This window comes from Streptomyces sp. NPDC101237 (genome assembly GCF_044767465.1).
Classification (GTDB): Bacteria; Actinomycetota; Actinomycetes; order Streptomycetales; family Streptomycetaceae; genus Streptomyces; species Streptomyces gramineus.
In genome coordinates, this window is record NZ_JBIWNY010000010.1 from 234,724 (window position 1) to 246,467 (window position 11,744).

Annotated in this window: 11 protein-coding genes; 5 read left to right on the forward strand and 6 right to left on the reverse strand. The window is 72.3% G+C overall.

Annotation, left to right across the window (positions count from 1 at the left end):
- Positions 1-19: 19 nt before the first annotated feature.
- The gene (locus ACIRQ9_RS18210) at positions 20-1,192 is read right to left on the reverse strand and encodes an SIS domain-containing protein (RefSeq protein WP_404173795.1); all 1,173 of its coding nucleotides are present in this window, start codon (positions 1,190-1,192) and stop codon (positions 20-22) included.
- On the reverse strand, positions 1,189-2,460 hold the full coding sequence (locus ACIRQ9_RS18215; protein ID WP_404173887.1) for a D-tagatose-bisphosphate aldolase, class II, non-catalytic subunit: 1,272 nt from the start codon (positions 2,458-2,460) through the stop codon (positions 1,189-1,191). Before ACIRQ9_RS18215 ends, ACIRQ9_RS18210 begins: the two co-directional genes overlap by 4 nt.
- A gap of 170 nt (positions 2,461-2,630) precedes the next feature.
- Here ACIRQ9_RS18215 and ACIRQ9_RS18220 point away from each other — a divergent pair, with 170 nt between their 5' ends.
- Positions 2,631-3,425 carry a GntR family transcriptional regulator gene (locus ACIRQ9_RS18220; RefSeq protein WP_404173798.1) on the forward strand — a complete coding sequence of 265 codons (795 nt, stop codon included), beginning with the start codon at positions 2,631-2,633 and terminating at the stop codon, positions 3,423-3,425.
- A gap of 163 nt (positions 3,426-3,588) precedes the next feature.
- On the opposite strand, the gene ACIRQ9_RS18225 is transcribed toward ACIRQ9_RS18220, so the two are convergent.
- Complete coding sequence (locus ACIRQ9_RS18225) at positions 3,589-4,539, reverse strand: SDR family NAD(P)-dependent oxidoreductase (protein ID WP_404173801.1); 951 nt, start codon at positions 4,537-4,539, stop codon at positions 3,589-3,591.
- Between the two features lie 488 nt (positions 4,540-5,027).
- Between ACIRQ9_RS18225 and ACIRQ9_RS18230 the strand changes: the two genes are divergently transcribed.
- From ACIRQ9_RS18230 to ACIRQ9_RS18240, 3 genes are read left to right on the forward strand one after another with little or no spacing between them, the layout of a single operon-like run.
- Entirely contained in the window at positions 5,028-5,771 is a 744-nt protein-coding gene (locus ACIRQ9_RS18230; RefSeq protein ID WP_404173804.1) for a TetR/AcrR family transcriptional regulator, read from the forward strand.
- A gap of 16 nt (positions 5,772-5,787) precedes the next feature.
- Positions 5,788-8,241 (forward strand): SpoIIE family protein phosphatase, encoded by a 2,454-nt coding sequence (locus ACIRQ9_RS18235; protein ID WP_404173807.1) that lies wholly within the window; start codon positions 5,788-5,790, stop codon positions 8,239-8,241.
- Positions 8,205-8,876: a hypothetical protein gene (locus ACIRQ9_RS18240; RefSeq protein ID WP_404173890.1), complete on the forward strand. Its 672-nt coding sequence runs from the start codon at positions 8,205-8,207 to the stop codon at positions 8,874-8,876. Before ACIRQ9_RS18235 ends, ACIRQ9_RS18240 begins: the two co-directional genes overlap by 37 nt.
- 110 nt (positions 8,877-8,986) lie before the next feature.
- Here ACIRQ9_RS18240 and ACIRQ9_RS18245 read toward each other — a convergent pair whose 3' ends face one another.
- Both ACIRQ9_RS18245 and ACIRQ9_RS18250 read right to left on the reverse strand, forming a co-directional pair.
- On the reverse strand, positions 8,987-9,340 hold the full coding sequence (locus ACIRQ9_RS18245; RefSeq protein WP_404173809.1) for a nuclear transport factor 2 family protein: 354 nt from the start codon (positions 9,338-9,340) through the stop codon (positions 8,987-8,989).
- Between the two features lie 128 nt (positions 9,341-9,468).
- Positions 9,469-10,215 carry an SDR family NAD(P)-dependent oxidoreductase gene (locus ACIRQ9_RS18250; RefSeq protein ID WP_404173811.1) on the reverse strand — a complete coding sequence of 249 codons (747 nt, stop codon included), beginning with the start codon at positions 10,213-10,215 and terminating at the stop codon, positions 9,469-9,471.
- Between the two features lie 203 nt (positions 10,216-10,418).
- Between ACIRQ9_RS18250 and ACIRQ9_RS18255 the strand changes: the two genes are divergently transcribed.
- A complete protein-coding gene (locus tag ACIRQ9_RS18255) occupies positions 10,419-11,036 on the forward strand; it encodes a TetR/AcrR family transcriptional regulator (RefSeq protein WP_404173813.1) in 618 nt (205 codons plus the stop codon).
- Positions 11,037-11,190: 154 nt separating this feature from the next.
- Here the strand turns inward: ACIRQ9_RS18255 and ACIRQ9_RS18260 are convergent, their stop codons facing one another.
- Positions 11,191-11,724: a recombinase family protein gene (locus tag ACIRQ9_RS18260; RefSeq protein ID WP_404173814.1), complete on the reverse strand. Its 534-nt coding sequence runs from the start codon at positions 11,722-11,724 to the stop codon at positions 11,191-11,193.
- Positions 11,725-11,744 lie beyond the last annotated feature (20 nt).

Genomic DNA, 11,744 nt, shown 5'->3' on the forward strand with positions numbered 1-11,744 from the left:
CGGCTCTGTCTGAACGCTGTTACGCGACGCCGTCGCGCCGCTGGGGGAGCGGGTGCACGGTCACGCCTTGCACCACGCGGTTCACCTCGCCGGAGGGGAACGGGTTGTCGGGCCGGATGCCCTGCCGCAGGGACGCGCGCAGCGCGACCAGCTGGGCGCAGAGCACCGCGGGAAGGGCGAGGACGGCGTCGTCGACGTCGGCGAGCCCGGGGAGCAGCCAGGTGTCGTCGCCGGGCAGTCCCTCCGGCGACGCGGAGACGGCGACGACGCTGCCCTGCGGCAGCCCCGCGCGCAGTTCCGCGAGGATGTCGAGGTCGTAGCGGCGCGTGTAGGGGTCGTTGGACACGTAGACCACGACGGCCGTGCGGTCGTTGAGGACGGACTTGGGGCCGTGGCGGAAGCCGAGTGAGGACTCCGAGGACGCCACGAGGGCGCCACCGGTCAGCTCCAGCAGCTTGAGGGCGGACTCCTGGGCCAGCCCCTTGAGCGCGCTGCTGCTGCCGAGGTACACCAGCCGTTCGGGGGCGCGGGCCAGCAACTCCTCGATCCGCCCGGTGAGTCCGCCGGCGGTGATGTGCGCGGCCGCGGCGGCGGGGGCCTCGACGGCATCGGGGGTGAGCGCGCCGAGGGCGAGCAGGGACGCCAGGAGCATGCTGGTGAAGCTCGACGTCATGGCGAAGCCCTGGTCGTTCGCCGCGGCGGGCATCTGCAGGACGAGGGAGGAGTCGCTGCCGCCGTGGAGGCGTGCCAGCTGCCCGTCGCTGTTGCAGGTGATGACGAGGTGGTGCACGCGTGTGAGGACCTGGTCCGCCAGCCGGGTCGCCGCGACGCTCTCGGGGCTGTCGCCGGACCGGGCGAAGGAGACGAGCAGCGTGGGGACGTTGTCGGGGAAGGACGCGTACGGGTCGGCGACGATGTCGGTGGTGGAGACGGCGTCGGTGCGTCGGCCGGTGGCGCGGGCGACCGCGGCCCGGACGACTTCTCCGGCGAAGGCCGAGGTGCCGGCGCCCGTGAGGACGATCCGCAGGTCCCGGTCGGCGAGCAGCGGCGTGAGGAAGGCGTCCAGGGAGGCCCGTTCACCGGCGACGATCGCCCCGACCTCACGCCACACGGCGGGCTGCTGGATGATCTCGGCGGTGGTGTGGTCGGCCCCGCGGTCCTGAGGTGCCAGGTCCTGGGTGGTGGTCTTCACGCGTACTCCTTGTCATGGGTTCGGCATGCGCGGTCGTAGTCGCGCAGGACGTCACGGACGTGGTCGACCACGAGGTCCCGCGGTGTCGCGGACAGGGTGCCCGCCCGGACGCGCTGGTACTGGAGGGGCAGGTGGGCGCTCAGCAGCGGCAGCGGGACGGCGCGGCCCGAGAGGTTCGCGAACAGCCGGTCCTGCGCGGCGGCGATCTCCGGGTCGGGCCAGTAGTAGCGCATGCGGTCGCTGTAGCTGTAGCGCCTGGCCAGCCGCTGGTCGTCGGCGCTGCCGCTGTAGTAGCCCTCCCACCAGGAGGGCTCGTCGCGCATGCGCCGGTCCACGACCTCGGTGAGCCGGGACCGGGAAGCGGCCGGGACGAGTTCGTCCTCGATGTCGGCGAGCGCGAACAGGGCCTCGCGCAGCGCGAACGTCAGTCCCGGTCCCACCTTGAGCACGGCCCAGTGGTCCTCGACCAGACCGGACAGTGCCTCCACCGTCTGGTAGTCGGTCGAGTGCGCTTCGAAGACCATGGTGGGTTCGTCGGCGAGGACCGTGCGCAGTTCGGCCGTCCGCTCGCGCCGGTATGCGAACACCTGGAGGTGGTCGAACTCCACACCGGGCTGCACGACCAGGGCCATGACGCGAGGCCATGCCCCGGCCACGCCGTGCCTCTCGAACGCGCGCCGGTTGTGCGCCAGAGTCTGGCGGGCCGCCCGCGGACTGGTGGCGGACATGCCTTCCAGCGTCTCGTGGGGGCCGCCGGGCACCGGAACCTCGGTTCCGATGACGTAGCGCAGGGTGCCGGCCGAGTCGCCCGCGGCGGACTCGGCGACGCGCACCAGGCGTGCGGTGCGTTCGGCGACCAGGTCGTCGGTCAGCGGAGCGACGTCGTCGGCGCAGGAGAAGCTGCAGTCCAGGTGGATCTTCGTGAAGCCCGCGCCGACGTACGCCGCGACGAGCCTGTCCGCTTCCGCCATCGCTTCTTCCGAGGGCCGTGAACGCCATCGGTTGGGTCCCAGGTGGTCTCCGCCCAGGACGACCCGGTCCCGCGGCAGTCCGTGCTCGGCGGCTATGCCGTGCACGAGGTCGCGGAAGTCTTCGGGCCGCATGCCGGTGTAGCCGCCGTACTGGTCCACCTGGTTGGAGGTCGCTTCGGCGAGGACGGTGCCTCCCGACGCGAGGGCCTGGCGGACCGCTGCCTCGATCACCAGCGGGTGGGCCGAGCAGACGGAGGTGATGCCGCGCGGTTCGCCTGCCTTCTGGCGGCGGACCACTTCATCCAAGGGGTTCCACATGTTCGCTCCAGGGTTCACCGAAGGACGTCAGCCGCATCTGTCGGGGCGCCTTCGGAAACGTGACTGGAACGGTACTGGTCTCACTGATGACCGTCAATGGTCCGTTACTGGTATGCAACTGGTCTGTCGGAAACTGGTATACATCTGGTATGTCTACTTCGGACCGTGGTCTCCCTCAAGGGCTGTTGAGCGGAGACGCCCTGCCGCTGTACACCCAGGTCGCCGGACGTCTCCTGGACGACATCGCCGAGAAGGGAGCCCGCCCCGGAGACCGGCTGCCCTCGGAGCGGGCACTGGCCACCCGGTACGGCGTCTCGCGCGTCACCCTCCGCTCGGCCCTGAACGAGCTCGCGGAGCGCCACGTCATCGAGTCCGCGCCGGCCCGCGGCTGGTTCCTCGCCGACGGCTACGACCACGTCGCCCCCGCACCGCCCGCGCCGTCACCGGGTCGGGCGACCGCCCAGTCCGTCCAGGGCTTCGCCGACTACGCCGAACAGCAGGGGCTGCGGCTCCGCGACGCGGTCCTGGAGACCAGGGTCCGTCCCGCCACGGTTCAGGAGTCCGAACAGCTGAGGGTCGGCCCCGGAGCCGCGCTCTTCGAGATGCGCCGGCTGCGCTACCTGGACGACATCGTCGTGGTGCTGGAGCACAACCGGCTCCCCCTGGCACTGTGCCCGCAGCTCGCGGAGACGGACTTCACCACGCACACGCTCTTCGCGACGCTCCGCAGTGCCGATCCGCCGCAACTGCCCAAGGTCGCCGACTACTCCGTGGAAGCCCGCCCCCCGACCGAGGAGGAACGGGGGCTGCTCGAAATCACCGACGCGACCCCGGTGCTCGTCGCCACGCAGCTCGCCTTCAACCAGAACGGGCAGCCCCTCGAACTCACCGCGGCCGCCTACCGCGGCGACCGCTACCACTTCCGGGCCTCCATCACGGGGTGAGCCGGCCCGGAGGCGACTCTTCGAGGTGGGGCCCGGCCCGTATCCGAGGCGGCTGGGGGACGGACGGCGCCCCTGCGGCGCTCCGGTGCTGACCGAGCGCGGTCGCCCCTGCCGCACAGGGCAGTCCGCCCGCGAACCGGCGTACGTGGGCCCCGAATCGCGCCTACCGGAAGCCGAGACTCGGATCGGCGCCCACCAACTCACCGCTGGCGGCCCACAGTCGGGCAGCCACGGCCGGGTCGGCCATGTGCGAGGGCACGGGCTCCCGCCTCGGCACGCCCCGCAGGCCGAACACTCTGGGCCCCCACAACTGCCCTCCGGTCACCTCGGGGTCGAGCACCGCACGGACGACGGGCCACGCTCCGGCGTCCTTGCCCTGGACGAGGAGTGCGGAGGGCAAGGCACGCAGCCGCTCGCCGGGGCCGGTCACGCTCAGCGGCGGCCGGGACGGGGTGAGGGAGTCCAGGGCGCCGCCCGGGTGGGCCACCACGCTGAGCACCGTGCTGCCGACGGCTCGTAGCCGGCGATCGAGTGCGAAGCCGAAGGACATCTGCGCCAGCTTCGAGCGGCCGTAGGTGCGCTTGGGCCGGTAGTCCCGCGTCGACTGCAGATCGCCGAGGTCCAGCCGCTCGGACCGCGCCGCGAAGCTTCCCACCGTCACGACGCGGCCGGCCGGTGCCGCGGACAGCAGCGGAGCCAGCGACCGGGTCAGTGCGAAGTGGCCCAGGTGGTTGGTGCCGAACATCAACTCGTGCCCGTCCCGGGTCTCTTGGCGCGGCGGGTGGTCGAGCGCGACCCCGGCGTTGTGCACCACCGCGTCGAGTCGATCGAGGTCCAGCCTGTCCGCGGCCGTCCTCGCGGACGACAGGTCGGCGAGGTCCAGGGGAAGGTGCCGCAGACGCGCTCCGGGAACGCGCGAGCGGATCGAGCCCATGGCGGCGTCGGCCTTCACGCGGTCCCGGCTGCCGATCACGACGAGGGCGCCGGTGGCGGCGAGCTGTTCGGCGGCGAAGTAGCCGATCCCCGCGTTGCCCCCGGTGACCAGGAAGGTCCTGCCCTCGGCGGCCGGCGGCCGGTGAACGTCCCACGGTCGGTTCCGGGAGGCGGATGACACGATGACAGACTCCTTGCGTTCAGGGGCGGTCCGCTCGAAGGGAGCGCCGACCCGCCCCAAGGTCACAGCCTCCACCGACATACCGCCGACAGATCACGCTCCCCGCCGACAAACTCCCTACAGCCCCTCGGGGGCCGGAGAGCAGGGAATGTCAGCCCCCGGGTCGCTCGCGGCCGATCCGCGAACACCGGGACCCGTGCGAGCGGGCGAACGCCCCTTCAGCGGGCAAGGCCGCGCCGCACACGGTCAGTCCCTACGGGAGCACCCTGCGGCGCCCGAAGCGGTCGGCCCCAGCAGTCGGAGTGCGGAGACGTGCACGCCCGTGCACCGTCCGCACTGGACCGGGGACAACCGCGAGCACTTCTGACCCGAGGCCGCGACCTGCGCCCCGCTCGGGCGGCGGCACCGAAGGCGCTCCTTGCCGCGCAGGCCAAGGCAAAAAATATCAATGCTACGTAAAATAATCACAACAGTGATAAATTGGACGGATGCAAGAACGGGCCGTACGTACCCAGGAACGGGTTCTGCGCGCCGCCGCGGAGCTGCTGAGCTCCCAGGGTCGTGCGGGTATCTCCACGCGCGCCGTGAGCGCGGCCGCCGGTGTGCAGCCTCCGACCCTGTACCGCCTGTTCGGCGACAAGGACGGGCTCCTCGACGCCCTCGCGGCCTACGGTTTCCAGCAGTACCTGCGGGAGAAGCAGGCGCTCGAGCAGACCGACGACCCCGTCGCGGACCTGCGCCGCTCCTGGGACCTGCACGTCGGGTTCGGTCTGTCGCGCCCCGGCTTCTACGTGCTGATGTACGGCGAGGGCCGCTACCGCGGCGGCATGCCGGGCGGGCTGGAGACCGTCGCCATCCTGCGCCAGACGCTCGCCCGGGTGGCCGCGGCCGGCCGGCTCCGCATGAGCGTGGAGCGGGCCACCCAGCTCGTGCATGCCATGGGCCTGGGCGTCGTACTGTCGCTGATCGCCACGCCGCCTGCCGAGCGGGACGAGACCCTGCCGGCCACGGCCCGTGAACACGCACTCCGCATGATCACCACGGCGGGCGCCGTGGGGGAGCGGGGCACGGATGACGGCCCGTGCGCGGATGTGGCCTGCGGGGCCGCGGCACTGCGCGAGGCGCTGTCCCGGGACGGCACCACCCCGCTCACCCCGTCCGAGGGCGCGCTCCTGGCGGACTGGCTCGACCGCCTCGCCGACGCGAACTCCGACGCGCGGTCGACATCCTGAAGGAGGGACGGCGCCGATGGCCGGAGCCAGGAACACCATGCCGGAGACCGGAGGGGAAGCCGGGCCGTCGGCAGGTCCCGCCATGGCGGAGGTGGACGCGCACGGAGTGGTGGTCGCGTGGAGCCCGCAGGCGGAGCGGCTCAGCGGCGTCACCGCCGCCGACGCGATCGGGCTGTTCGCCGGACGCCTCCTGGCGGACCCGGAGACGGTCCTCGGAGCGCCCGCCTTCACCGACCGGAGCCGCCGGGGAGACGGCTGGTCCGGGATCGTCGGCCTGCGCCGCGGCGACGGAACGCCGCGGGACGTGTACCTGCGGGCCCATCCCCTCACCGAACGCGACGGCGGGGTGCGCTGGCTGGTCACCGCGACCGAGATGACGGCCGTTCCCTCGTGGCCGATGAACGGCGCCGGAGTGCGGGCCCTGCTCACCGGGGCGCCGATCGGCATCGCCGTGCGCGACACCGACCTGCGGTGCACCTGGGTCAACGACGCGCTGGCGCTCCAGGACGGCATACCGCGCGAGAAGAGGCTCGGCCGCCGGCTGACGGAGGTGCTTCCGGGACCCGAGGCCGAGGCGGTCGAGGCGGTGATGCGCACGGTCCTGCGGAGCGGGAAGCCGCAGGTCGACCACGAGTACCGCGCGTGGATGCCGACGCGACCGCAGCAGGAACACGCGTTCTCGACGTCGTTCTTCCGCCTCGACGACGCCGACGGGCGCACGCTGGGGGTGTGCGTCATGAGCGTCGACGTGACCGACCGGCAGCGGGCCCGCGAACGCCTGGCCGTGCTCAGCGAGGCCAGCACACGGATCGGCACCACGCTGGAGGTGATGAGGACCGGTCAGGAACTCGCCGACCTCGCCGTGGCCCGCATCGCCGACTACGTCACCGTGGACCTGGCGGAGTCCGTCGCGGAGGGCGAGGACTCCCTCGCACGGCTCGGCTCGGCGTTCCGCCGCGTGCCCGCGTTCCGCCGGGCGGGCGTCGCCTCGGTCCACGACGGGGCACCCGAGTCGCTCTTCTCGCGCGGGGAGACCGTGTCCGTGCCGGCTCCCTCCCCCTTCACGGACGTCCTGGTCTCGGGTGCGTCGCATCTCGAACCGGTGCTGAGCACCGCACCCGGCGCCTGGCTGGACGAGGACCAGGAACGGCTGGCGACAGTACGCAGGTACGGCATGCACTCGTTGATGATCGTGCCGATCCACGCGCGCGGCGCGGTGCTGGGCGTCGCGGTCTTCGTACGGATGGGCGACTCGGTGCCCTTCGAGCCGGACGACCTGCGGCTGGCCGAGGAACTCGTCGCGCGGGCCGCCCTGTCCCTGGACAACGCCCGGCGCTACGTACGCGAACGCACCGCAGCCCTCGCCCTCCAGCGCACCCTGCTGCCGGGCAGACTGGCCGGCGGGGTGGCCGTCGAGGTGGCGTCCCACTACGTTCCCGCCGACACGGAACACGGCGTGGGCGGCGACTGGTTCGACGTCATCCCGCTCTCCGGCGCCCGGGTGGCCCTGGTCGTCGGCGACGTGGTCGGGCACGGCATCAACGCGGCCGCGACCATGGGCCGGCTCCGGGCCGCGGTGCACACCCTCGCCAACCTGGACCTGTGCCCGGACGAACTCCTGTCCCACCTCGACGACACGATCTCCCGTCTCGGCGTGGAGGACAGCGGCCTCCCGGAACGCGCCGCCGCGGAGTCCGGCGCCACCTGCCTGTACGCCGTGTACGACCCGGCCACCCGCCGCTGCACGATGGCCCGCGCCGGCCACCCCTCGCCCGTGATCATCTCGCCCGGTGGCGGCATGTCCGTCCCCGACCTGCCCGCCGGTCTGCCGCTCGGTGTCGGACCGGCCTCCTTCGAGTCCGTCGAGGTGGATCTCCCCGAGGGCTGTGTGATCGCCTTCTACACCGACGGGCTGGTGGAGACCCGGGACCAGGACATCGACGCGGGGATACGACGGCTCGGAGGCGTCCTCGCCCGGCCGGACCGCCCGCTGGACGAACTCTGCTCGGCGGCGTTCGACACGCTGCCGTCGCGGGCCCTGGACGACGACGCCACGCTGCTCCTCGCGCGGCCCCGTTCACTCCCGCCGTCGCAGTTCGCCACCTGGGACCTGCCGAGCGATCCCGTCGTGGTCGCGCACGCCCGGGCCCTGGCCACCGCCCAGTTGACCGGATGGGGACTGGAGGGGATGGTCGCCACCACCGAACTCATCGTCAGTGAACTGGTCACCAACGCCGTACGCCACGGCGCCGGTCCCATCACCCTGCGCCTCATCCGGCACGAGGTCCTGGTGATCGAGGTGACGGACGCCAGCGACTCCGTCCCGCGTCTGCGCCATGCCCGTCCGACGGACGAGGGCGGTCGTGGTCTCTTCCTCGTCGCGCAGCTCGCCAGCCGCCGGGGCACCCGCAACTCGCCCGCGGGCAAGACGGTCTGGGCCGAGCAGGAGGTCAACCCGTCGCCGTCCTGACGACCCCGGCGGAGAACCTGCCCGGCCGAGGCCGCCCCCACAGCCGTGCCATCGTCTGGTTGAAGGTGAAGACGTCGGTGAGCTTCTTCACCAACGGCTATGGGTTCGCCACCTGGGACGGCGACTCGACCTGCACGAAGAAGAGCGCGACCACGTCGGTGTGCCGGGCGACGATGACCATCGTCCCGGAGTGGATTCCCGACAGCGACACCATCGACAGCAACCGGGTCGCCGGTGTCTGGCGGGTCGACGCCACCGTCCGGGCGAACGACGGCGACTACTGGATCTCCGACCACATCGCCGAGTACAAGGTCAAGCGGGCCGCCCGGCTCACCACGGTGATCGCACCCGAGAAGGTCGCCAAGGGCGCCACGGCGACCGTGACCGGGAAACTGTCACGGGCCAACTGGGAAGACCTGAAGTACCACGGCTTCACCGGTCAGCAGGTCAAGCTCCAGTTCCGCAAGAAAGGCGCCGCCCACTACGGCACCGTCAAAACCGCGACCACCGGCGAGGCCGGAAAGCTGAGCACCAAGGTGACGGTCACCGCGGCGGGCAGCTGGCGGTGGTACTTCCCCGGCACCACGACCACCTCACTGAAGGTGTCGGCCGGAGACGTCCTCGACCTGAAATAGCCCGGAGCCGCCCGGAGCCGCCCGGACCCGGACGCCCCGGCTCGCCGCCTGCCGCAGGCGGCGAGCCGGAACCGGGCCGGGAACGCCCGCCCCGAGACGGGCGCCGGGGCTCAGGCGGTGAACATCGTGAGCAGGGTGGCGATCCTGCCGTCCCGGACGGTGACGATGTCGATGCCGCGTGCGGCCGGTTCGCCCGCGGGGCCGAACGCCCAGGCGAGGGCGCCGTCGTGCGGTCCGGCGTAACGGCGGCCGTCCTCGGTGAAGGCGAAGTCCGACGGGACCTTGTCGAGCAGGGCCCTGGCCTTGTCCTCGAGCGCGTCCCAGCCGGTGCTGACGCCTTCCGGGTCCGTGAACACGACGTCCTCGGTGTAGATCCTCTCGATGGCCGCGCGGCGGGACTCGGGGTCGCGGTTGCCGAACACGTCGTTCAGGTTGGCGGCGAGCAGTTCGGTCACGGTGGTCATGGTGGTCTCCTCGGCTAGTGGTGCCGGGGCGTCCGGCCGCCGGTGATCGCGGCCGCCCGCCCCGGTCGGGTCGGGGGTGAAACGGGTCGGGGATGGACGGGGAGCCGGTCGACGGGCCGGCGGACCGGTCAGATCTGGCTGGCACCACCGTCCACGTAGATCTCCGCGCCGGTCATGTAGCTGCTGGCGTCGGATGCGAGGAACAGTACGGTCTCGGCGATCTCCTCCGGACGCCCGAGCCGGTTCATCGGGACACCGGCGGCGAGGCCCTTGAGCAGCTGCTCGGCGGAGCCGGGGTCACCGGCCAGACCGCTGAGGCCCGGGGTTTCGATCGGGCCGGGGGCGATGCTGTTGACGCGGATGCCGCGGGTGACGAGTTCGGCGGCCCAGCTACGGGTGAGCGAGCGGAGGGCGGCCTTGCTGGCGGCGTAGACGCCGAACGACGCGGCGCCCTTGGTGTCGATGTTGGAACTGGTCAGGATGACCGACGAGCCCTCCCGGAGGAGCGGCAGCGCCTTCTGCACGGTGAACAGGGTGCCGCCGACGTTCGTGTTGAACGTCTCGGCGTAGTGCTCCCAGGTGACGTCGGGCAGGGCCGCGAACTCGCCGCCGCCCGCGTTGGCGAACACGACGTCCAGGCCGCCGTGTTCGGCGATCACGCCGAACAGCCGGTCGAGGTCGTCGAGACGGGCGACGTCGGCACGGACCCCGGTGGCCCGGTCGCCGATCGAGGCCACCGCGGCGTCCAGGGCTTCCTGACGGCGCCCGGTGAGGAACACGTGCGCGCCCGCCGCGGCGAGTCGCCGGGCCGCCGCCAGGCCGATGCCCGAGGTGGCCCCGGTGACGAGGGCGGTCCTGCCGTCGAGCTGTCCCATGATCGTTTCTCCTTGTGTGGTGTCGCTGGTCCGTGAATCGGTGTGCGTCTGGTGCGCCCGGTGCGGCCGGGGTGCTCGCCGTGCTGTCCCACGACGGCCTCTCCATTTCCGTACCGTTCGATACCGAATAACAGCGGGTGCCTCGCCGGTTATTTCCGTACCGGCCGGTTAAGATTTGAGGGACGGCTGGGAACGGGGTGCGCATGGCCGAACGAGGCAGACCTCGGGGCTTCGACGCCGACGCGGCGCTGGACCGCGCGGTGGAGGTCTTCTGGCGCCAGGGCTACGAGGGCGCGTCGCTGAGCGACCTCACCGAGGCCATGGGCATCAACCGGACCAGCATGTACGCGGCCTACGGCAACAAGGAGGAGCTGTTCCGCCGCGCGGTGGCCCGTTACGCGGAGGCGGACATGGCCTACGCCCGCGACGCGCTCACCCGGCCCACCGCGTACGCCGTCATCGAGGCCTTCCTGCGGGCCAACGCGGACGCGCTCACCCGCGCCGACCGTCCGCCCGGTTGCCTCTCCGTCCAGGGCGGGCTCGCCGAGGGCGGCGACAACGGCCACATCGCCGGGTTCCTGGCCGAGAGCCGTCTCGCCGGCGAACGCGCGCTGGCCGACCGGCTGGCCCGCGCCGTCACGGAGGGCGACCTGCCGCCGGACACCGATCCCCTCGACCTGGCCCGCTACGTCATGGTCGTCAGCGAGGGCAACGCCGTCCACGCGGCCGCGGGCGCGGCACGCGCGGCACTCCACGCCACCGTGGACATCGCCCTGCGCGCCGTCCCCGGCTCCGGCGGAGAAGCCACCACACCCGCGTGACACCGCCTGGCCCGTCACGCATGCCGTGACGAGGCCTCGCGCGCGCCGGGTGCCGGCGGCCCGCACCGGAAAGGCCGAGAGCGTGACCGGGTGGATGTCGGTGCGGCACCGATCGCGGTTCCCGGTGTCGGGGGAACGTTCGAGGGCGCGCTGCTCACCCGGCGCGGCGCCGACCGGGCCAGGCGACGCGAGCCGGATTGGCGTGCTCGGCAGGCGCCCGGTAGATGCCGGCCACCGAGGGGCTCTGTCCCTTGCGCTTGCCGGTGGGATCGTAGATGCCGGGCAGGGGCCCGGCGAGCATCTCCAGGACCAGGCCGTGGGCGGTGAGGTGGTCGGCGAGCGCGGTGAGTTCGGCGTCGTCGCGGCCGAGCCGCTTCATCTCGTACACGGTGAAGATGACCCGCCAGTGCGGGGCGTGCGCCTTGACCTCCCGCGCAGTCCGCAGTGCCTCCTCGAAGCGGGGGCGGACCCGTACGCGGGTGCTGATCTTCTCGCTGAAGATCTTGTCTCTGGGGATGCCGTGTTTGCTGAGCGAGTCGAGCTGGGAGTCGAGTTCCTGCCCGAGGGTCGAGCAGCGGGCGTAGCCGGTGCGGATGACCGCGCTCGGGAGGTCCGGGTCGAGGGGTGCCGGCGGCGGGGTGCCGGACCGCCACGGCCGGCCCGGACCGCGGTCGGCCGGGGTCGGCACCCGAAGCTCCTTCTTCAGCC